Origin of the sequence: Pseudomonas putida, from assembly GCA_041071465.1 — a bacterium.
GTDB lineage: Bacteria > Pseudomonadota > Gammaproteobacteria > Pseudomonadales > Pseudomonadaceae > Aquipseudomonas > Aquipseudomonas putida_P.
In genome coordinates, this window is record CP163498.1 from 5,875,124 (window position 1) to 5,894,254 (window position 19,131).

A 19,131-nucleotide genomic window follows, 5' to 3' on the forward strand; every position below is an offset into this window, starting at 1 on the left:
TCTCCTGGAGGAAACCGCGCCAGTCGATCGGGTCGGTTATTGCTGCTGACGGGTAGCGCATACCACAATTTCGCGAATGCACACCGATTGCGGTTGGCCATAGGCAAAGCCGATGGTCTCGGCAATGGTCTGCGCCGTCAGCACCCCGCCCATTTCCTGCTTCCAGTCGTTGTAGCCCGCCTTGATGGCGTCATCGGTCGTGTGGCTGAGCAGTTCGGTGTCGACAGCGCCCGGCTCGATGGTGATCACCCGCACGTTACTCGGTGCCAGTTCTTCGCGCAGGTTTTCCGACAGGCCTGTAACGGCGAACTTGGTACCGACATAGGCGACATGGTTGGGGAAGGCCTTGCGCCCGGCCACGGAGCTGACGTTGATGATGGTGCCGTGCTTGCGCTCGACCATGCCGCCGGCCACGGCATGGATGCCGTTGAGCAGCCCACGCACGTTCACGTCGAGCATGCGGTCCCACTGCTCTGGGTCCTGCGTGGCGATTGCGCCCAGCAGCATTACACCGGCATTGTTGATGATCGCGTCGACCGGGCCAAAGCGTGCCTCGGCCTCGGCAACGGCAGCCAGCACAGCCGCGCGGTCAGTCACATCGACCGGCAGCGCCAGCGTGTTGGGCAACTGCAGTTGTTGCATCGGCGCCAGGCGGCGAGACAGCAGCAACAGTGCATGGCCGCGGCTGGACAGCAGCTTGGCGGTGGCCAGGCCAATGCCGGAGCTGGCACCGGTAATTACCACCAGCGGTTTATGGGTGTTGGTCATGGTCGCCATCCTGTTATCCAATTTGCCTATGGGTAAGAAGTAGAGCGAGTATAGAAGCCAGTTTTTCTGCCGAAAAATGGGAAATTCCTTTCGCAGCCATCGGCATCACTTATGGGTAACCCATGGATTATCGCCAGCTCCGTGCTTTCATCGCCGTGTTCGAAGAGCGCAACATCACCGCCGCCGCACGTTCGATACACCTTAGCCAACCGGCGCTGTCTGGCAGTATCAAGGCACTGGAAGAAGCCTTGGGCACCACGCTGTTCGTGCGCCAGGCCCGTGGCGTGGACGTGACCGAAGATGCCCGCGCGCTGTACCCCGAGGCGCAACGGATGGTCGCCGATGCCAACCGCCTGCTGGGGCGTTTCAAGGGTGATCGTGAACGTTCACCGTTGCAGGTTGGCGTCGAGCAGGATGTAAGCAAAGCGGTGCTGGCCAAGCTTGTGCTGGCGGCGGCGGCCATCCAGCCCCCAGTGCGCCTGCAATTGGTAACCGGCTGCATGGGCGAGGTGCGGCTGGCCAGCGAAGAGCAGCGCTGTGAAGATGAGTTGTTCTTGCCGCTGCACAGCGACCCGTTCGTGCTGGCCCTTGCAACCCAGGCAAGCGCTGCCGAGCACTGGATTACCTGCCCTGCGCAGCCGAGCCATCAGCGCCTGCTGCCGTTCTACAGCGTGAACCCGGTAGCAGAAGCCGATAGCTTTGTGTTGGCCCTGGAATTGGTCGCCGCCGGGCTGGGCGCTGCAATCGTGCCGCAGTCACTGGCCGCCGAGCATCCTGGCGTGCGCTGGCAACCCATGCCCCAACTGGACCTGCGTCGACGCATCGGCCTGTGCTACTCAGCCCAGGCGCTGGCGCTCGATGGCGTCATGCAACTGCGCGATGCCTTGCAGTGTTGAGTTGCCTTTAGTGGCACTCACAGGGACATGATCATCTCATGCCACGCCATACCGCCGTGGTCCGATGGCGACGGCTTCACGTACTGGTAGCCCAGCTTCTGGTACAAGGGCACATGCTGCTCCTTGCACATCAGGTGAATGGTCTGCTTGCCCGCCGCCTGCATGCGTGCGATGAACGCGTCCATCAATAGCTTGGCGTAGCCTTTGCCCTGGTGCGCCGGGTCTACCACCACCGACATGATCACCACGTTCGGCGCTGCCGGGTCATGGCCGACCAGTTCCTTGAACGCTTCGTCGGACATCACCACGTCGTGGGCGCAGCCGCTGTTGATGAAACCCACGATCTCGCCGTCACGTTCCAGCAACAGGAAGCCTTGCGGGTACTGCGCGATACGCGTGCGGATTTTTTCCAGCGTGGCCGCCTCATCCCCCTCATAGGCGCCAATTTCGATGGCGTAGCAGCGCTCGGCATCTGCGGGAATGGGGGTGCGAAACTGGGGGCGCTCATGGCAGGTTTCCTAGGGCAAGGTGAAGGCAGCCAGCATGATAAATGAGCATCGACCTTGCGCTCCATCGTCGCGAACCGAGCAGGTCGCGACAGCCCAGCGCAATAAATGCATTTTTTGCATATTAAGTTATATCTAAATTGAATTTTATTATTATGCAGAAAGCCTTTACTGTCTAAGCCACTCAGCCGGCCTTGAGCTGCCGGTTTCTCGCACGCTACCCGACCACGTGGTGCCTGCCCCCTGATCGCACATGGAGGCGCCATGCCCATTGCTTCATTCAACCGCCGTCAACTGCTGGCGTTGGCCGGCACCGCCACGGCGGCAACCTTGTTCGGCCGCTTGGCCTTCGCCGACAGCAGCCACGCCGGCCACAGCGAGCACGCCGTACAACCCGTCGGCAGTGGCCTGGACCTGGAGAGCAACCGCTGGGTGCTGCCCGAACCGCGCAAGGTCAGGCTGGCGACCAACCTCAATGCCGTGTGCCTGGCACCGGTGGCCGTAGCCGACAGCCAAGGCATTTTCAAACGCCACAACCTGGATGTGGAATTCGTCAACTTCGGTAACTCCACCGAGGTGCTGCTGGAGTCGATGGCCACCGGCAAGGCCGATGCCGCCACCGGCATGGCACTGCGCTGGCTGAAAGCGCTGGAACAGGGCTTCGATGTCAAACTGACCGCCGGCACCCATGGCGGCTGCCTGCGCCTGTTGACCCTGGACGGCGGCCCGCAGGACTTCGCGGCCTTGAAAGGCACCACCATCGGCGTCACCGACATGGCGGCAGCGGACAAGAACTTCTTCTCGCTGATGCTCAAGCGCCATGGCGTCGACCCGGTGCGCGACGTGACTTGGCGGGTCTACCCCATCGATCTGCTCAGCGTTGCCCTGCAAAAGGGCGAGATCCAGGCTGCCAGCGGTTCGGACCCACTCATGTACCGGGTCAAGCAGCAGCCAGGGTTCCGCGAGCTGGCGACCAATATGGTCGAGGAATACGCCAACATGAGCTGCTGCGTGGTCGGCGTCAGCGGCCAGCTGGCGCGCAATGACACCCCGGTCGCTGCCGCCATCACTCACTCGATTCTGCAGGCCCATGCGTGGGCATCGCGTAACCCCGACGCGGTGGCCGAAGAATTCCTCAAGTTCGCCATCAACACCTCCAAGGAAGAAGTACGCGCCATCCTCACCGAACACACCCACGGTTATTACTCGGTGGGTAACACCTTCGTGAAGGAAATTGCCGTGTACGCCCGTGACCTGAAGAACATCGAGGTACTGCGCCCACGCACCGACCCGCTGGAATTCGCGGAGAGCATCCATGCCAACGTATTCGCTTGAGCAAAGCCGAACCGCCAAAGCACCCGCCATCGCCGTATGGCGTGGCGGCCTGCTTGCGGCACTGGCTTGGGTCGCCTTCGCGCTGTTCACCCAGTTCTACCCGGACGGTGGCAAACCTTGGCCATTCACCCGCGAACTGGCATTGGCGGGCGCAGTGGCCGGCGGGCTGCTGGCGCTGCTCGCACTGTTGCCGGGGGTGTTTACCCGCAGCGTCGCTCGGTTGCGGCCGGCCGCTGCGTGGCTGGTCGCCTTGCCCTTGTTGCTTGGCCTGTGGCTGCTGGTCACAGCCAAGGTGGTATTGCTGCCGGTACCGTTTTTCGCGCCGCCCCAGGCGCTGATCGAAGTGTTCGTCGATGACTGGTCGCGGCTTGGCGAAAGCCTGCTGCATTCGCTGTGGCTGCTGCTCAACGGTGTAGTCATCGGCGGTGCGGCCGGTTTCATCGCCGGCGTGGCGATTGGCTGGTCGCACCGGATCGGCTACTGGGTACACCCGGTGCTGCGCATCCTCGGGCCGGTGCCGTCCACGGCGCTGCTGCCAATCTGCTTTTTCTTCTTCCCTTCCAGCTGGAGCGCCAGCGTGTTCCTGATAGCCCTGGCCACCTGGTTCCCGGTCACGGTGCTGACCTGGTCCGGGGTGGCCAGCGTTGACAAGGCCTATTACGAAGTGGCGCGCACCCTGGGTGCCAGCGGGCGCTTCCTGGTCTGGCGGGTAGCGATCCCCGCTGCCCTGCCCCATGTGTTCGTCGGCCTGTTCATGGGCCTGGGGGCTTCGTTCTCGGTGCTGGTGGTGGCCGAAATGATGGGGGTCAAGGCCGGCCTTGGCTGGTACCTGCAATGGGCGCAGGGCTGGGCTGCCTACGCCAACATGTATGCAGCGCTGCTGGTGATGGCATTGCTGTGCTCGGGGCTGATCACGCTGTTGTTCCTGGTGCGTGACCGGGTGCTGGCCTGGCAAAAGGGAGCAGTGAAATGGTGAGTGGCGTACAAGCGGTGCTGGCCCAGGACACCGGCATGGCGCTGGATATCCGTGGGCTGAGCCACGCCTTTGATTTGGGCAGTGAGCGCCTGCCCGTACTGGACAAGGTCGACCTGCAGTTGGCGCCTGGTGAGAGCGTGGCGCTGCTTGGCCCGTCCGGTTGCGGCAAGTCCACCCTGCTGCGCCTGGTTGCCGGGCTGGAAACAACGCAAAGTGGTAGCTTGCTGGCGGACGGCCAGGCCATTGTTGCCCCACACCACTCGCGCGTGCTGGTGTTCCAGGACCCGACGCTGTACCCATGGCGCAGCGTGTGGGACAACGTCGCCCTCGGCCTGCAAGCCCGTGGCCAGCTGAAGGCCCAGCGCCATCGGGTGGACGAGACCTTGCACAAGGTCGGCCTGCTGCAGTTTCGTGATGCCTACCCGCGCCAGTTGTCGGGCGGTATGGCCCAGCGTGTGGCATTGGCCCGAGCGCTGATCAACGAACCTCGGCTGCTGCTGCTCGATGAGCCACTGGGCAAGCTCGACTCGCTGACCCGCATTGCCATGCAGGGCGAGCTGATCCGCCTGTGGCAGCAGCAAGGCTACAGTTCGTTGCTGGTGACCCATGATGTCGAAGAGGCGCTGTTGCTGTGTGACCGGGTGCTGGTGTTTTCGCCACGGCCAGCGCGGGTGCTGGCCGAGCTGAAGGTCGAGCGGGGTTACCCGCGGCATCGAGATGACCCACGGTTGCTGGAGTTGCGCCAGCATGCGCTGGAATTACTGGGCCAAGGGCGGGATTGGTGAACGAGGTGATACTTGCTGCGTACCAGGGAAGGCAAGCATGATGGAGGCATTGCCCTGTTGCCACGGATACGCCAATGACCGCTGCCCTCTCCCCCTCTACGGAGCCAAGCCGCTGCAAACGCCTCAAGGCCGCCAGCAGCCGGGACCATGACAGTGTCGATCAACTGGTGATGGCGGCGCGGCCTTTTGAAAACCGCGAGCGGTATGGCCGCTTTCTGCAGGTGCAGCACCGCTTTCATGGCAGCCTGCTGGCGCTGTATCAGGATGAACAGCTCAACCAGCGCCTGCCGGGGTTGGTTGAGCTGTCGCGTTTTGCGGCGGTCGAGGGCGACCTACTCGATTTGGGCCTGCCGCTGCCAACGCCCCCTCGACAAATACGTGCCAGCCCGGCCCAGGCCCTGGGCTGGCTGTATTGCAGTGAAGGGTCGAACCTGGGGGCAGCGTTCCTGTTCAAGCACACCCAGCGCCTGGGGCTGGACGGTGACCAGGGCGCCCGCCACCTGGCAGCGCACCCGGATGGCCGGGCGCTGCATTGGCGCGCGTTTGTTGCCAGGCTGGATGCCCTGGTGCTGGGTGAGCAAGAAGAAGCAGAGGTAGTGACAGGGGTGATTGCTGCGTTCGACAGTTATCGGGCACACCTGCGCGAGGTGTTCGCGCAGGATCGCTAGCCGTGTGGGAGGTGAGTTTACCCGCGACGGCTCAATGATAGGCCTCGCCGTCCTTCACCTTACCGCGGAACACATAATACGACCAGGCCGAATACCCCAGGATGAATGGGATGATCAGCAACGCCCCGACCAGGGCAAAGCCCAGGCTCTGCGGTGGCGCCGCCGCCTCCCAGATGGTCAGGCTGGGCGGGAGTACGTAAGGCCAGATGCTGATCACCAACCCGGTGAAACCGAGGAACACCAGCAGCAGCGACCAGACGAAAGGCCCGGCATGGGGTGCGCCACGCAGCGATTTGAGAATCGCCCAGGTGGCCACCAGCACCAGCACCGGTACCGGCAGGAAGAACCAGAAGTTGGGCAGGCTGAACCAACGTTCGAAGATCGCCGGATGCGTCAGCGGGGTCCAGATGCTGACAATCAGCATGGCCGCCACCGTCGCCAGGGTGATCGGTGTACAGGCTCGAATGATGCTTGCCTGTAGCCGGCCTTCGGTCTTCAGTACCAGCCAGGTGGCGCCCAGCAGCGCATAGGCCACCACCACCCCAACCCCGCAGAACACGTTGAACGGCGTAAGCCAGCTCATCAGGCCATTGGTGGCCACCCCGTCGACGATCGAGTGCCCCTCGATGAACGCCCCCAGCATCACCCCCTGGAAGAACGCCGCAGCGTACGACCCGGCCATGAAGGCCCGGTCCCAGAACGGTTTGTGCGCCTCATCGGCCTTGAAGCGAAACTCGAACGACACCCCACGCCAGATCAACCCGGCCAGCAGGCCGAGCGCCGGAATGTACAGCGCGCTGAGCAAAATGGCATACACCTTGGGGAAGGCCGCCATCAACCCTGCACCACCCAGCACCAGCCAGGTTTCGTTGCCGTCCCACACCGGCGCCACGGTGTTGACCATGGTGTCGCGCTGCTCGCGGTCGGTGATGAACGGGAACAGGATGCCGATACCCAGGTCGAAACCGTCCATGATGACGTACATCATCACGCCAAAGCCGATGATCAGGAACCAGATCAGCGGAAGATCAATACCCATGACAGCGTCTCCGGTCAGTCAATGTGGTTGGGTGAATGCGGATACAGCGGCTCGTCCACCGCCGACAACGGGCGGGCCGGCCGCTGGTTGGCGGTCACCGGCTGTTGGTGGTCGTCGTGTACCTCCGGCCCCTTGCGCACCAGGCGCAGCATGTAGACGACACCTGTGCCGAATACCCCGATGTACATCACCACCAGCACCACCAGGCCTACCGACAAGGTCAGCGCCGAATGGTCGGAGACCGCATCCTTGGTGCGCATCAGGCCGTACACCACCCACGGCTGGCGGCCAATTTCGGTGACATACCAGCCGGCCAGCAGGGCCACCAGGCCCGAAGGCCCCATCCACAAGGCAAACCGCGCCAGCCCCCGTGACGTGTATAGCCGCCCGCGCCAGCGCAGCCAGGCGCCATACAGGCCCAGCACAACCATCAGCATGCCCAGGCCGACCATGACCCGGAAGCACCAGAACACAATGGTCGAATTGGGCCGGTCTTCTTTGGCGAAGTCTTTCAAGCCTGGGATCTGCCCGTGCAGGCTGTGGGTCAGGATCAGGCTGGCCAGGTTGGGGATTTCAACCTTGTAGCGGGTGGTTTCAGCCTCCATGTCCGGGATGCCGAACAGGATCAGCGGCACGCCCTGGCCCGGTGTATTGCTCCAGTGCCCCTCCATCGCAGCGACCTTCGCCGGCTGGTACTTGAGCGTGTTCAAGCCGTGCATGTCACCGATCAGCACCTGCAGCGGCGCAGTGAACAGCAGCATCCACAATGCCATCGAGAACATCCGCCGCACCGCCGGGGTACGGTTGCCACGCAACAGGTGCCAGGCCGCCGAGGCGCCGACAAACAGCGCGGTCGACAGCATTGCCGCCGTCACCATGTGCGCCAGGCGGTACGGGAACGATGGGTTGAAGATGATGGCAAACCAGTCCACCGGCACCACCACGCCATTGATCACTTCGTGCCCCTGGGGCGTTTGCATCCAGCTGTTGGACGCCAGGATCCAGGTGGCAGAAATCATCGTGCCCACGGCCACCATGACAGTGGCGAAAAAGTGCAGGCCACGGCCGACCTTGTGCCAGCCGAACAGCATCACCCCCAAGAAACCCGCTTCAAGGAAGAAGGCCGTCAGCACCTCGTAGGTCAGCAAGGGGCCGGTGATGCTGCCGGCGAACTGCGAGTAGAAGCTCCAGTTGGTGCCGAACTGGTAGGCCATGACCAGCCCGGAGACCACGCCCATGGCGAAGTTGACGGCGAAGATCTTCGACCAGAAGTGGTACAGGTCGAGGTAGGCGTTATCTTTTTTCCACAACCACAGGCCTTCCAGTACCGCCAGGAATGCTGCCAGGCCAATGGTGATGGCCGGGAAAATGATGTGGAAGGTAATGGTGAAACCAAACTGTATACGGGCCAGCTCCAAGGCTGTAAGGCTGAACATGGCTATGCCTCGCTCCGTTGTGAAAGACGTTGCAGCAAAGTGCGTGGGCGGGCCTGCCGATGGCTGGCTGCGGCAGCGTGCCAGCGCTGCGCCGGCACGCTGGGCGAAACCAGTGCGCTGGTGAAACCGCACTGCAGCAGCATGGCGAACTGGTCCGGCAGCAATGGCCCGGCGGCGCGCAGGTCACCGGTAAAACCGTGCCGCTCGCGCAGTAGCCTGGCCAGGGTGAAACCACGGCCATCGCGTGACTTGGCGAACTCGATCACGATCAATGTCAGCTGGCCGAGCAGTGCCCGCACCTGCGCCGGGTCCTGGTCGGCGGCCAGCCACAGGCCCTCGGCTGGCTGGCCAAAACGCATGTGGTAGTCGTCCCACTGCTGCGGCTGCAGCACCGTACGCGCAGCAAAGGTCGGCAGCGCGTCGCTGCTCGGATAACGCCAGTTATCGGTCTGAACCTGGCCCTCATGGTCAACGAGCATCACGCAACACCTCCTTGAACGGCTCGATACCGACACGGCGGTAGGTGTCGAGGAAGCGCTCGTCGTCTTCACGCAATTGCAGGTAGATGGCAACGATCGCCTCGACGATGTCGGGCACCTCCTCGAAGGGCACCGAGCGGCCCAGGATGGTCCCGACCGCCGCGTCCTCTTCGGCGCTGCCGCCCAGGGTGATCTGGTAGTTTTCATGGCCGGCCTTGTCCAGGCCGAGGATGCCGATGTGCGCCACGTGGTGGTGGGCACAGGCATTGATGCAGCCGGAGACGTTGAGCTTGAGTTCGCCGATGTCCTGTTGCCGGGCCGCGTCGAAACGCTGCGCGATGCGCTGGGCAACCGGCACCGAGCGGGCGGTGGCGAGGCTGCAGTAGTCCATGCCTGGGCAGGCGATGGTGTCGGACAACAAGCCAATGTTGCTGGTTGCCAGCCCAGCCTGGCGCAAGGCCTGCCACACGCTGTACAGATCCACCAGGCGAATGTGCGGCAGCACCACGTTCTGCTCGTGGGAGACGCGAATCTCGTTCAGCGAGTAGGCCTCGGCCAGGTCGGCCAGGGCGAGCATTTCCTCGGCGCTGATGTCGCCGGGATACCGCCGGGTGGTTTCAGCGAAATGACCGCGCTGATGTAGCCACGTTTCTTGTGCGGGTGAGTGTTGGTCCGTACCCAGCTGGCGAACGCGTTGTCGTCCGCCCGTGCGCGCAGAAAGCTGTCACACAGGCCGGGCAACGCCTCGAAGGCGGGCTGCACGAAGCGGGCATGAATGCCCTGAACGATGGCCGGCTCCAAGTACTGGTGGTCGGCCGGCAGGCTGGCGAATTCCTCCTCGATCATTTCGATGAAACGCCCAGGCTTGAGCTCACGCACCAGAATCTTGATACGTGCCTTGTACAGGTTGTCGCGCCGTCCCAGGGCGTTGTACACCCGCAAGATGGCCTCGACGTAACGCAGCAGTTCGCGCTCCGGCAACCATTCGCGCACGCGGGTGCCAACTATCGGGGTACGCCCAAGGCCACCGCCGGCATACACCTGGAAGCCGACTTCACCCTGCGCGTTGCGTTGCGCCAGGATGCCAATGTCATGGAAGCGCACGGCCGCGCGGTCCTTGGGGCTGCCGGTGATGGCGATCTTGAACTTGCGTGGCAGGTAGGTAAATTCCGGATGCTCGGTGGACCACTGCCGGAGGATCTCGGCATGTACCCGAGGGTCGAGCACTTCATCCTCGGCGGCGCCGGCAAAATGGTCGGTGGTGACGTTGCGGATGCAGTTGCCGCTGGTCTGGATGCAATGCAGGTCGGCATCGGCCAGCACCGACAGTATCTCCGGCGTATCGGCCAGGCGCGGCCAGTTGAACTGGATGTTCTGCCGGGTGGTGAGGTGGCCGTAGCCCTTGTCGTAGGTGTGCGCCACATAGGCCAGCTGGCGCAGTTGCAGCGCGCTCAAGGTGCCGTAGGGGATCGCCACACGCAGCATGTAGCCGTGCAGTTGCAGGTACAGGCCGTTCATCAGCCGGTAGACCTTGAACGCCTCTTCATCCAGCTCGCCACTCAGGCGACGGGCAACCTGCTGCTCGAACTGGCGGGCGCGGTCCTTGAGGAACTCACGCTCGAAGCGGTCGTAGCGATACACCCCTGCCTGCCCCGCCTCGACCGGCAACACCGGGCGCATGCGCGCAATGCTGCTTGGCGGTGTGCCCGCAGCCTGCTTGCCAAGGTCGCTGCGTACCGAAGGGCCACGGGCGCGCAACCGTTCACGCAGGCTTTTCGGCTCTGGCCGGCCATCGACCAGCCAGGCCTCACAAGGCGTCGGTGCCACGACCTGGTTGGCCAGCACGGCAGCCTCGGCAGCGAGGGTTGCCGATACCAGCGCCTGCGCATCGAAGGTGCCGGCTTGTTGCAGTGTCTCTACCCACTCATGCCCGGCATCAAGCCAGACCACAGCCCCATCGTCGAGGCGGTTGGCGCAGATCAGATGACAGTCATTCATCGAACATCTCCATGACTGGCAGCCCGGAAGCGCTTATCGTTGCAACCCTGCCGCGCCGTTCCGGTGCACATCAAATAAACCATACGCTTTCCATATTGTATGGATTTGTTAACAACTGTATGCCATGATATGCCTATGCGTATGGACTTACAACCGAGAGGAAGATCTATGCCTGTTGCCGGAGCGCCAGAAGAAGCGGCGCAAATGCGCTGGACAAAGCCTTTCAAGCCGAAGTCAGGCCCAAGATACATACAGATTGCAGATATGCTTGCAGAATCCATACAATCTGGAGTCTTGCAGGATGGCGAGCAAATTCCGCCGCAACGTGCACTGGCTGCGCACCTGGGCGTCGACCTGACCACGGTGACCCGCGCCTACGCCGAAGCGCGCGACCGTGGCCTGATTGCTTCCTACAGTGGCCGCGGGTCGTTCATCCTGGGTGCCCGACAAACAACCACCCTGGCAGGCATCGACCTGACCATGAACATCCCGCCGCAGCCGGCCAACGGCTCGATGGCTCAGTTGGTGAGCGCCGGGCTGGAACAGGCGCTGCAGCGCAACCGCATCGAAGCACTGTCGCTTTACCAGGACGAACCGGCCACCCGCTCGCTGCTGCAGGCCGCACAGGGCTGGCTGGAACCGGCACTGGGTGATCTGGACATGCGCGGCCTGGCGCTGTGCTCGGGGTCGCAGGCGGCCATCTTCGCCATCCTCAGCGCCCATGCCCGCGCGGGTGACGCCATTCTTTGCGACCCACTGACTTACCCGGCCTGCTGTTGGCCGCCCGGCAACTGGGGCTGCGCATTGTCGAGGTAGCCAGTGACGCCGACGGCATGCGCCCCGACCACCTGGAACAGGCTTTTCAGCAAAGCGGTGCGCGCCTGCTGTACCTCAACCCCACCTTCCACAACCCTACCGCGCACACCATGCCCGTAGCCCGGCGCCAGGCGATTGCCGAGGTGTTGCTCAAGCGCGGCATCACGCTGATCGAGGACGACCCGTACCGCTATCTGCTCGACGACGCGCCGGCACCCATCGCGTGCCTGACCGGGGGGGCCAACACGTACTACCTGGCGTCGCTGTCCAAGTGCCTGTGGCCAAGCTTGCGCACCGCCTTCGTGCTGCCACCGCGTGGCGATGACGGGCAAGGGCTGCTCAACGGCCTGCGTGCATCGAGCATGGGCTGTTCCGCCCTGCTGCTGGCGCTGGTCGAGCAATGGATTCGCGATGGCACCGCCAAGGGGTTGGTACAGGAAATCCAGCGCGAAGCCCGCGCCCGCCAGCACCTGGCGCGCACGCTGCTGAGCCATGAGTTCCAGGCGCACCCCACCGGGCTGCACGTATGGCTGCCACTACCCGCGCACTGGCAACAGGAGCGGTTCACCCATGCGTTGGATGATGTGGGGGTGAGCGTGGCAGGGGCGGATTCGTTCAGCGTGGCACCGCAAGGACCGGAAGCTGTGCGCCTCTCGCTGGGTGGAGCGCCAGACCAAGCAGTGCTGGGACAGGCCTTGCGCAAGGTGGAGGGGTTGTTGAAGGAAGATCGCCGACGTGGCGGGCGGGCGTTTGTGTAAGTACCCGCTGCAGGAAAAGTCCTACAAGTTGTTGCTGCAGCGAACTTTTTCTCCATTGCCTGTCTATGTGGGAGGCACAGAAAGGTAGCGGGACGCGAAAAAGGTTCGCCGACCACCTGCTGGCCAGATGGCTCAATTGTTATCAGAGGTTGGCTTCGCTCATGAAAATGCATGTCGCAAGGTTGATGCTGCTCGGCCTGTTCTCGTTCGCGGCGGTGGGCACGGCATCGGCAACACAAATGAAAGCAGCCGAGGCCGTGGCCCCTGCTGTTCAATCGCCCCTGCAGCCAGCCGGCAACCCCTGGTCGAGGGTGGCCAATGCGGCCGTTCTACAGCCGGCCACGCTGCTGGCGCATGATGACGACCGCTGGCACGACCACCGAAGCGACTGGCGCCGCGAACAGTGGCGGCGTGAACAAGCCCGGCGGGATCGGGAGCGTCGGCGCGACTGGGAACGGCGCCGTGACTGGGAGCGCCGCCATGAGCGGGCCATGCACCAGCGTCATTACGACGAACACCGTTATTACCGCCGCTGAAACTGACGCCCCCCTGTAGGAGCGGCCCAATCGCGACACAAGGCCGCTCCTGCACCGTCTGCGTCAGTCAGCCGGTTTGGCGACGTCCCCGGCCGCCTCGGCCTCCATTTTCAATCGGTCAGCCTTGCAAATGTACTTGGGCTTGCGCGGCGCCAGTTTGGCATTGGCCTTTTTGGCATGCGCCTCCAATAGCTGCTTGATCTTCTTACGACGGTTCATAGTCCACGGGGCCTGTCAGTGCGGTTTTGCTGGCAACATCATACCCGTGCAGCCTGCGCATTGCGCAGCACTTGCGCCAAACGCCTGAGCCCTTCGTCCAACTGGTCCGGGGCAACGTGGCTGAAATTCAGGCGCAGATGGCCGTGATGCCGGTCCGGTTCAGGGAAAAATGGCTCACCCGGCATAAATGCCACGTCCACCGCCAATGCGTCTGCCAATAGGGTGCGGGTATCCAGTGGCTGTTTCAGGGTCAGCCAGAAGAACAGCCCGCCATCCGGCTTGTGCCAGTCGGCCAGGTCGGCAAAATGCGCTTCCAGCGCCAACTGGAACGCATCCCTGCGCGTGCGGTAGTAGTCGCGCAAGGTCTTCAGGTGCAGCTGCAGCTTGTCGCTGCCCAGCCACTGCAGCACCTGCCACTGCCCCACCCGGTTGGTGTGCAGGTCGGCAGCCTGCTTGAGCCGCAACAAATGCGGGAACAGGTCGGGGCTGGCGATCAGGTAGCCCACCCGCAGGCCGGGGAGCAAGGTCTTGGACACCGTACCGGTGTAAATCCAGCTGGCGTTACGCAAGCGGCTGACGATCGGCTGGGCGCTGCCACCATCGAAGCTCAGCTCGCGATAGGGTTCGTCCTCGACCAACGTCACCCCGAACTCATCCAGCAAGGCCGCCACCGCGTCGCGCTTGGCTTCGCTGTAGCGCAGGCCCGAGGGGTTCTGGAACGTCGGGATCAAGTAAATGAAGGCCGGGCGATGGCGCTGCAGGCACCCGCGCAGTTGCGCCAGGTCCGGGCCATCGGCCTGCATCGGCAAGGCCAGGCAATCGGCGCCAAACAGCTGGAAGATCTGCAGCGCCGCCAGGTAGGTCGGCGCTTCGAGCATGATCTGCGTGCCTTGGTCGATGTACAGCTTGGCCGCAAGGTCCAGGGCCTGTTGCGAACCACTCACCACCAACACCTGGCTGGCCTGACAGTCAATCCCCAGTGCCCGTGCTTCGGCCGCCAGTGCTTCGCGCAGGGCCGGCTCGCCCTCGCTCATGCCGTACTGGCCCATGTTGACCGGCATGTCGGCCCAGTCGACCTTGGGCAACATCGCTTCGGCCGGCAAACCGCCAGCGAACGACATCACCCCAGGGCGCTGGGCAGCGGCGAGGATTTCACGGATCAGGGAACTCTTGAGGCGCGTGACACGTTCAGAGAAAGCCATGGGGATCACCGGTAGCAAGGCAGAAGGAAAATACGTCAAACTATTTGACCGAAATTACGCTGCCACCCGTGGATTAGTCAATATGATTGACCTTAAAAACCCTGCCTCCCAGCAACAGGCGATGGAGGCCTTTTTCTTCGGCTACCAGGCGTTCACCGCCAAGGCCGACGAAATGCTCGAACGCCGTGGCCTGGGCCGGGTGCATCAACGCATCGTGTTCTTCATCGCGCGCTATCCGAACCTGAGCGTGAAGGACTTGCTGGCCTTGCTTGGGGTCAGCAAGCAAGCGCTGAACATGCCAATGCGCCAGTTGACGGAAATGCGCCTGGTGGAGAGTGCGGCCTGCGAGGCCGACAAACGCAAGCGCTTGCTGGCCCTGACCGAGGAAGGCGCGCGCCTGGAGCAGATGCTGCGGCGCGAGCAGGTGAAGTTGCTGGAGCGGGTGTTCGCAGAAGCCGGGGAAGACGCTGTGAATGGCTGGCTGGCAGTGAACACGGCGCTGGGCAAAAGCCAGATGGCTACTGCCTGAACACGCCTGGCGGCACTTGCGCCGGCCAGGCGCTCAGCCCTGCCAGGCGCAGGCTCAGAAACTGTACTTGGTACTGAGCATCACATTGCGCGGCTCGCCATAGAACCCGGTGTAAAAGGTCGGGTCCAGCGCGCTGAGGTATTTCTTGTCGAACAGGTTGTTCACGTTAACGGTCGCCGTCAGGTGCTGGGTGACGTCATAACGCGCCATCAGGTTGAACACCGCGTATTGGCCCTGGGTCGCCTTGACCGTATGGCCAATCTGCCACGGCGCATCAGTCAGGCTCAGGCCGCTTTGCCAGTTCATGCCGCCACCCACGGTCAGGCGATCAAGCTCGCCCGGCAGGCGGTAGGTGGTCCACAGTTTGACCATGTTCGCCGGGGCGATGGTGTTGATACGCTCATGGTCCGCATCCTTGGTCAGGCTGTGGCTGTAACTTGCAGTGACGTTCCAGCCGGGCGTGATCTCGCCGAAGACTTCCAGGTCGATACCCCGCGTGGTGGCACCGGACACCGCCTTGTAAGCGCGCTCGCGATCGGTCCCTTCGACGAAGCCGCCACTGAGCACACCCAGGTTGTCCTGCTTGATCTGGTAAAGGGCAATGGCTGTATTGACACGCCCGTCCAGCAGCTCGCTTTTCAGGCCGATTTCATAGTTGTCGCCTTCGCGCGGCTCAAGCGTGGCGCCACTGCTGTCGCGTAGCGACTGTGGCTTGTAGATCTTGGTGTAGCTGGCATACACCGAATGCTGTGCATTCAGGTCGTAGACCACACCCGCGTAGGGCGTGACAAAACCGGATTCGCGGGTGGCCTGATGGTTGGTCGAACGGGTGTAGGGCGCGTTGTAGATGGCCTTTTTCTTGTAGCTGTAATCGCCGACACGGGCGCCCAAGATCAGTGACAGGTCGTCGGTCGGCTTGAAACGCGCCACCATGTACGCAGCATCCTGGCGGATGGTGGTGTCATCGTTCATCAGTTTGCCCACCGAGACCGGGCGGTCGGTGTTGTTGTCCCAGTCGTAGATATTGACCGGCTTCATTTCCAGGTCATCGTCGTCCGGGTTACTGTAGTCGTGAAACGCCGAGCCGCTCACACCGGCCAACAGCTCGTGCTGGCGCCCCAGCAACTGGAACGGCCCCTGAACGATGGCATCGATACCCAACTGACGTTGCGAGCCATAGCCGTCGCCGCCATACAGGTAAGCACCCTCCCCGGTTTGCTTGTTGGGGAAACCGCCACTGGCGGACGCCAGCGAGTAGTCACGGGTGCTGTACATGTTGTTTACCGACACCTTCAGCTTCCAGTCGTTGACCAGGTCTTGTTCCAGGGTGGCGAAGGTATTGAGGGTGTCCTGCTGGCGATAGCTCCAGCGCGAGGCCGCATTGGTCGAGCGCGAGAAATCGGTCTGCTCGCCGTCATCGTAGAACAGCGGGAAGCTGGCGAACGAAACCCCACGCGGGTCGTTTTTCTGGTAGTCGAAGCCTACCGTCAGCAGGATGCTGTCGCTGAGGTCCGCTTCGAGGATGCCGTAATAGGTCTGTTTTTCCTGCTGGTAATGGTCGATGTAGCTGTTGCCCTGCTGGTAAGCCACCACGGCACGGCCACGCAGGCGGGCGTCGGCGGTCAGTGGGCCGGATAGATCGACTTCGCTTCGATAGGTGTCCCAAGACCCCGCTCCGGCGCTGACAGCACCTTGGAAGTTTGCCGTCGGACGCTTGCGGATCAGGTTAACGCTGCCCGACGGGTCGCCGGCCCCGGTCATCAGCCCGGTGGCACCGCGAACGATTTCGACTCGGTCATAGATGGACGTGTCGATCATGCTCTGCGGGCTGGCACTGGTCTGCACGATCAGGGTGGTGGGGATACCGTCAAACTGGTAGTTGTCGATCGAATAGCCACGCGAGTAGATGTTCACCCGCTCGCTGTCGATGTTCTGCACGTTCAGGCCAGGGGTTTGCTTGAGCACGTCACTGAGGGTGTTCAGTTGCTGGTCTTCGATGCGCTGGCGCGTCATCACGCTGACGGTCTGCGGGGTTTCGCGCAGCGACAACGCCAGTTTGGTCGAACTGTTGCTGGAACCGGTGGTGTAGGAGCCGGTTCCTTCCGTGACAGCCCCCAGGCCCGCCGCGTCGATGTTGGTTGCACCAAGCTCCATGGCCCCACTGCTGTCGGCCCTGGCCAATACGTAGCGCTTCTCCCGGCCTGCACGACGCGCAGGCCGCTACCTTGGAGCAGGCGGGCAAAGCCCTGCTCCAGCTCATAGTCACCTTGCAGGCCGGGCGAGCGCAGGCCGGCAGTGTCTTGCGAACTGAAGGTGATCATGACCCCGCTCGCGGCGGCGAACTGGCTGAGCGATGCCGCCAGGCTGCCAGCCGGAATGTCGTAGGCGATGGCCCAGGCGGGCGTGACCACCAACAACGAGCCGGTCAGGCTCAGGGCAAGAAGTGAGGGACGTACGAGCATGAAGGGGATCCTGAAAAGGTTGGCAATAACTGCGACTGATGCGCATGTGCAGGTAGAGCCGAAACAGGAAAGAAAAACTGTTACCCCTCCACGCGAAATATTTTCAGGCCGCCCTGCCCTCTACCCGCACCCAATAGCGCGTCAGGCGCCGCAGCCTTACCGGCAGGGAGTCCTCCAGGTTGGCCAGTACACCCTCGCTGTCATCCAGCAGGAATGTGCCCGACAGTCGCAACCCAGCGACCTCCGGTGCACAGCCCAGATAGCCGTGTCGATAACGGGAAAGCTCCGCCACGACGTCTTCCAGCCGCCAATCGACCACCACCAGCATGCCTTGCGTCCACGCCGAACCCTGCGCCACGGCCGGCAGCAACGGCCCCGCAGTGTCAGCGGTAAAACTCACTGCCTGGCCTGCCTCGGCGCGCAAGGTTTGACCAATGGCCAGCCGTGGCTGAACCTCGACAGCATGGGCCTCCACCGTGACCCGGGAAATGCCCGCCCCCTGGCGTACCGTAAAGCGCGTGCCCAAGGCCAGCACACGGCCTTCGGCTGTTAGTACGCTGAGCGGGCGCGTATCCTTGGCCGTCTCGACCAGGATTTCGCCTTGGTGCAACACGATCAGCCGCTGCGTGCCATCGAACTGCACATCGGCCCGCGAGTCGGTGTCCAGCACCAGCCGGCTGCCGTCGGCCAAGGTGAAGTGGCGGCGCTGCCCTACCCGCGTGCTGTAGTCCGCGCCCCAGGGCGAGACCTGATAGCCCCGCCAGCCGACGACCCCCACACCCAGCAGCATGGCCAGCATCTTAACGGCGGCGCGGCGCTGTTGCCGTGCCTGTTCGAGCGTTGTCCCCGCCAGGCCTGCCGGGGCCTGGCCCAAGCGTTGCTGCAGTTGCTCGATGCGCTGCCAGGCCTGGGCATGCTGCGGGTCCGCCGCCAGCCATGCCTGCCACTCGCGGCGTGTAGTGTCGCTGACCGCACTGTCATGCAACCGCACATACCAGTCCACTGCCTGGGCCAGGGTGCGCTTCATGCTTCTTCCAGCAGCAGGCAGTGCATCAGGCCTCTGGCCAGATGCTTGCGCACCGTGCTGACCGAAACCCCACAGCGATCGGCGGCTTTTTCGTAGCTGAGCCCATCGAGTTGCACGGCAAGGAAAATCTGCCGGGTACGCGCACCCAGGCCATCGAGCATGCGGTCGATGGCCAGCAGGCTGTCGAGGATCAGCGCGCGGGTCTCGGCCGAAGGCGCGTGCAGTTCCGGGCGCGCCATCAGTGCATCGAGGTAGGCCTGCTCCAGGCTGCGGCGCCGATACAGGTCGATGACCAGGCCACGGGCGATGGTCGCCAGGTACCTGCGGGGTTCCTGCAGGGTGCCGGATGAGCGTGCCAGAAGCACACGGACGAACGTGTCCTGGGCAAGGTCCGCTGCATCGGCGGAGTTGCTCAGCCGATGGCGCAACCAACCGCGCAGCCAGCTGTTGTGGTCACGGTAAAGGGCGTGAAGATGCGCGTGGGGTGCTGCGTCAGAGGCCGTTGTGGACATGCCTTCTCCCTGCCGGCAGTGATGCAAATAAGAATTTGTCTCGATTGTATTGATAAGCCTTCGCCTTGGGAAGCCAGCGCCCAAGCCATGTTCATCACCGTGTTGACGCTATTTTCACAGTCAACCGATTAGCGTCACGCCTTTTCCGGCCACAGGCACATCTGCTGGCCGCCAAGGTACGACG

Annotated in this window: 19 protein-coding genes and 2 pseudogenes; 9 read left to right on the forward strand and 12 right to left on the reverse strand. The window is 63.1% G+C overall.

Annotated features, from left to right (window positions below):
- Positions 1 to 36: 36 nt before the first annotated feature.
- Positions 37 to 768, reverse strand: coding sequence for an SDR family oxidoreductase (locus AB5975_26920; protein XDR20049.1), 732 nt, complete (start codon positions 766 to 768; stop codon positions 37 to 39).
- A 122-nt stretch (positions 769 to 890) separates the two neighbouring features.
- Here AB5975_26920 and AB5975_26925 point away from each other — a divergent pair, with 122 nt between their 5' ends.
- Positions 891 to 1,664 (forward strand): LysR family transcriptional regulator, encoded by a 774-nt coding sequence (locus tag AB5975_26925; protein XDR20050.1) that lies wholly within the window; start codon positions 891 to 893, stop codon positions 1,662 to 1,664.
- Between the two features lie 17 nt (positions 1,665 to 1,681).
- Here the strand turns inward: AB5975_26925 and AB5975_26930 are convergent, their stop codons facing one another.
- A complete protein-coding gene (locus AB5975_26930) occupies positions 1,682 to 2,146 on the reverse strand; it encodes a GNAT family N-acetyltransferase (protein ID XDR23042.1) in 465 nt (154 codons plus the stop codon).
- A gap of 288 nt (positions 2,147 to 2,434) precedes the next feature.
- On the opposite strand from AB5975_26930, the gene AB5975_26935 reads away from it, so the two are divergent.
- The 4 genes from AB5975_26935 (at position 2,435) to AB5975_26950 (ending at position 5,934) form a co-directional block, all read left to right on the forward strand.
- Positions 2,435 to 3,505: an ABC transporter substrate-binding protein gene (locus tag AB5975_26935; protein XDR20051.1), complete on the forward strand. Its 1,071-nt coding sequence runs from the start codon at positions 2,435 to 2,437 to the stop codon at positions 3,503 to 3,505.
- Positions 3,486 to 4,481: an ABC transporter permease gene (locus AB5975_26940; GenBank protein ID XDR20052.1), complete on the forward strand. Its 996-nt coding sequence runs from the start codon at positions 3,486 to 3,488 to the stop codon at positions 4,479 to 4,481. Before AB5975_26935 ends, AB5975_26940 begins: the two co-directional genes overlap by 20 nt.
- Positions 4,475 to 5,266: an ABC transporter ATP-binding protein gene (locus AB5975_26945; GenBank protein ID XDR20053.1), complete on the forward strand. Its 792-nt coding sequence runs from the start codon at positions 4,475 to 4,477 to the stop codon at positions 5,264 to 5,266. The genes AB5975_26940 and AB5975_26945 overlap by 7 nt, the downstream gene beginning before the upstream one ends.
- 74 nt (positions 5,267 to 5,340) lie before the next feature.
- Positions 5,341 to 5,934, forward strand: a complete 594-nt coding sequence (locus AB5975_26950; protein XDR20054.1) for a biliverdin-producing heme oxygenase — start codon at positions 5,341 to 5,343, stop codon at positions 5,932 to 5,934.
- Positions 5,935 to 5,965: 31 nt separating this feature from the next.
- On the opposite strand, the gene cydB is transcribed toward AB5975_26950, so the two are convergent.
- From cydB to AB5975_26970, 4 genes and pseudogenes are all read right to left on the reverse strand, one after another.
- On the reverse strand, positions 5,966 to 6,973 hold the full coding sequence (gene cydB, locus AB5975_26955; protein ID XDR20055.1) for a cytochrome d ubiquinol oxidase subunit II: 1,008 nt from the start codon (positions 6,971 to 6,973) through the stop codon (positions 5,966 to 5,968).
- A 14-nt stretch (positions 6,974 to 6,987) separates the two neighbouring features.
- Positions 6,988 to 8,409 carry a cytochrome ubiquinol oxidase subunit I gene (locus AB5975_26960; protein ID XDR20056.1) on the reverse strand — a complete coding sequence of 474 codons (1,422 nt, stop codon included), beginning with the start codon at positions 8,407 to 8,409 and terminating at the stop codon, positions 6,988 to 6,990.
- 2 nt (positions 8,410 to 8,411) lie between these two features.
- On the reverse strand, positions 8,412 to 8,888 hold the full coding sequence (locus AB5975_26965) for a DUF934 domain-containing protein (GenBank protein ID XDR20057.1): 477 nt from the start codon (positions 8,886 to 8,888) through the stop codon (positions 8,412 to 8,414).
- A pseudogene (locus AB5975_26970) lies at positions 8,878 to 10,886 on the reverse strand (DUF2849 domain-containing protein). The gene AB5975_26965 and the pseudogene AB5975_26970 overlap by 11 nt, the downstream one beginning before the upstream one ends.
- Before the next feature lie 264 nt (positions 10,887 to 11,150).
- Here AB5975_26970 and AB5975_26975 point away from each other — a divergent pair.
- From AB5975_26975 to AB5975_26985, 3 genes are all read left to right on the forward strand, one after another.
- A complete protein-coding gene (locus AB5975_26975) occupies positions 11,151 to 11,702 on the forward strand; it encodes a GntR family transcriptional regulator (GenBank protein ID XDR20058.1) in 552 nt (183 codons plus the stop codon).
- Positions 11,633 to 12,460, forward strand: coding sequence for a PLP-dependent aminotransferase family protein (locus tag AB5975_26980; GenBank protein ID XDR20059.1), 828 nt, complete (start codon positions 11,633 to 11,635; stop codon positions 12,458 to 12,460). The genes AB5975_26975 and AB5975_26980 overlap by 70 nt, the downstream gene beginning before the upstream one ends.
- A gap of 161 nt (positions 12,461 to 12,621) precedes the next feature.
- Positions 12,622 to 12,996, forward strand: coding sequence for a hypothetical protein (locus AB5975_26985; protein XDR20060.1), 375 nt, complete (start codon positions 12,622 to 12,624; stop codon positions 12,994 to 12,996).
- Between the two features lie 63 nt (positions 12,997 to 13,059).
- Here the strand turns inward: AB5975_26985 and AB5975_26990 are convergent, their stop codons facing one another.
- Both AB5975_26990 and AB5975_26995 read right to left on the reverse strand, forming a co-directional pair.
- Entirely contained in the window at positions 13,060 to 13,215 is a 156-nt protein-coding gene (locus tag AB5975_26990) for a DUF2986 domain-containing protein (GenBank protein ID XDR20061.1), read from the reverse strand.
- Positions 13,216 to 13,253: 38 nt separating this feature from the next.
- Positions 13,254 to 14,417 carry a PLP-dependent aminotransferase family protein gene (locus tag AB5975_26995; protein ID XDR20062.1) on the reverse strand — a complete coding sequence of 388 codons (1,164 nt, stop codon included), beginning with the start codon at positions 14,415 to 14,417 and terminating at the stop codon, positions 13,254 to 13,256.
- An 82-nt stretch (positions 14,418 to 14,499) separates the two neighbouring features.
- Between AB5975_26995 and AB5975_27000 the strand changes: the two genes are divergently transcribed.
- Complete coding sequence (locus tag AB5975_27000) at positions 14,500 to 14,946, forward strand: MarR family winged helix-turn-helix transcriptional regulator (GenBank protein ID XDR20063.1); 447 nt, start codon at positions 14,500 to 14,502, stop codon at positions 14,944 to 14,946.
- Between the two features lie 54 nt (positions 14,947 to 15,000).
- Here AB5975_27000 and AB5975_27005 read toward each other — a convergent pair whose 3' ends face one another.
- From AB5975_27005 to AB5975_27020, 4 genes and pseudogenes are all read right to left on the reverse strand, one after another.
- The gene (locus AB5975_27005) at positions 15,001 to 17,100 is read right to left on the reverse strand and encodes a TonB-dependent siderophore receptor (protein XDR20064.1); all 2,100 of its coding nucleotides are present in this window, start codon (positions 17,098 to 17,100) and stop codon (positions 15,001 to 15,003) included.
- A gap of 95 nt (positions 17,101 to 17,195) precedes the next feature.
- A pseudogene (locus tag AB5975_27010) lies at positions 17,196 to 17,408 on the reverse strand (hypothetical protein).
- Between the two features lie 103 nt (positions 17,409 to 17,511).
- Positions 17,512 to 18,435: a FecR domain-containing protein gene (locus AB5975_27015; GenBank protein ID XDR20065.1), complete on the reverse strand. Its 924-nt coding sequence runs from the start codon at positions 18,433 to 18,435 to the stop codon at positions 17,512 to 17,514.
- On the reverse strand, positions 18,432 to 18,947 hold the full coding sequence (locus tag AB5975_27020; protein XDR20066.1) for a sigma-70 family RNA polymerase sigma factor: 516 nt from the start codon (positions 18,945 to 18,947) through the stop codon (positions 18,432 to 18,434). Before AB5975_27020 ends, AB5975_27015 begins: the two co-directional genes overlap by 4 nt.
- Between the last annotated feature and the right edge of the window lie 184 nt (positions 18,948 to 19,131).

What these genes read in the sequence shown, in the direction of transcription:
- AB5975_26920 (XDR20049.1), bottom strand. Translation starts at nt 768, where the DNA reads ATGACCAACACCCATAAACCGCTGGTGGTAATTACCGGTGCCAGCTCC.
- AB5975_26925 (XDR20050.1), top strand. Translation starts at nt 891, where the DNA reads ATGGATTATCGCCAGCTCCGTGCTTTCATCGCCGTGTTCGAAGAGCGC.
- AB5975_26935 (XDR20051.1), top strand. Translation starts at nt 2,435, where the DNA reads ATGCCCATTGCTTCATTCAACCGCCGTCAACTGCTGGCGTTGGCCGGC.
- AB5975_26940 (XDR20052.1), top strand. Translation starts at nt 3,486, where the DNA reads ATGCCAACGTATTCGCTTGAGCAAAGCCGAACCGCCAAAGCACCCGCC.
- AB5975_26945 (XDR20053.1), top strand. Translation starts at nt 4,475, where the DNA reads ATGGTGAGTGGCGTACAAGCGGTGCTGGCCCAGGACACCGGCATGGCG.
- AB5975_26950 (XDR20054.1), top strand. Translation starts at nt 5,341, where the DNA reads ATGACCGCTGCCCTCTCCCCCTCTACGGAGCCAAGCCGCTGCAAACGC.
- cydB (XDR20055.1), bottom strand. Translation starts at nt 6,973, where the DNA reads ATGGGTATTGATCTTCCGCTGATCTGGTTCCTGATCATCGGCTTTGGC.
- AB5975_26960 (XDR20056.1), bottom strand. Translation starts at nt 8,409, where the DNA reads ATGTTCAGCCTTACAGCCTTGGAGCTGGCCCGTATACAGTTTGGTTTC.
- AB5975_26965 (XDR20057.1), bottom strand. Translation starts at nt 8,888, where the DNA reads ATGCTCGTTGACCATGAGGGCCAGGTTCAGACCGATAACTGGCGTTAT.
- AB5975_26975 (XDR20058.1), top strand. Translation starts at nt 11,151, where the DNA reads ATGCTTGCAGAATCCATACAATCTGGAGTCTTGCAGGATGGCGAGCAA.
- AB5975_26985 (XDR20060.1), top strand. Translation starts at nt 12,622, where the DNA reads ATGAAAATGCATGTCGCAAGGTTGATGCTGCTCGGCCTGTTCTCGTTC.
- AB5975_26990 (XDR20061.1), bottom strand. Translation starts at nt 13,215, where the DNA reads ATGAACCGTCGTAAGAAGATCAAGCAGCTATTGGAGGCGCATGCCAAA.
- AB5975_26995 (XDR20062.1), bottom strand. Translation starts at nt 14,417, where the DNA reads ATGGCTTTCTCTGAACGTGTCACGCGCCTCAAGAGTTCCCTGATCCGT.
- AB5975_27000 (XDR20063.1), top strand. Translation starts at nt 14,500, where the DNA reads ATGATTGACCTTAAAAACCCTGCCTCCCAGCAACAGGCGATGGAGGCC.
- AB5975_27005 (XDR20064.1), bottom strand. Translation starts at nt 17,100, where the DNA reads ATGGAGCTTGGTGCAACCAACATCGACGCGGCGGGCCTGGGGGCTGTC.
- AB5975_27015 (XDR20065.1), bottom strand. Translation starts at nt 18,435, where the DNA reads ATGAAGCGCACCCTGGCCCAGGCAGTGGACTGGTATGTGCGGTTGCAT.
- AB5975_27020 (XDR20066.1), bottom strand. Translation starts at nt 18,947, where the DNA reads ATGTCCACAACGGCCTCTGACGCAGCACCCCACGCGCATCTTCACGCC.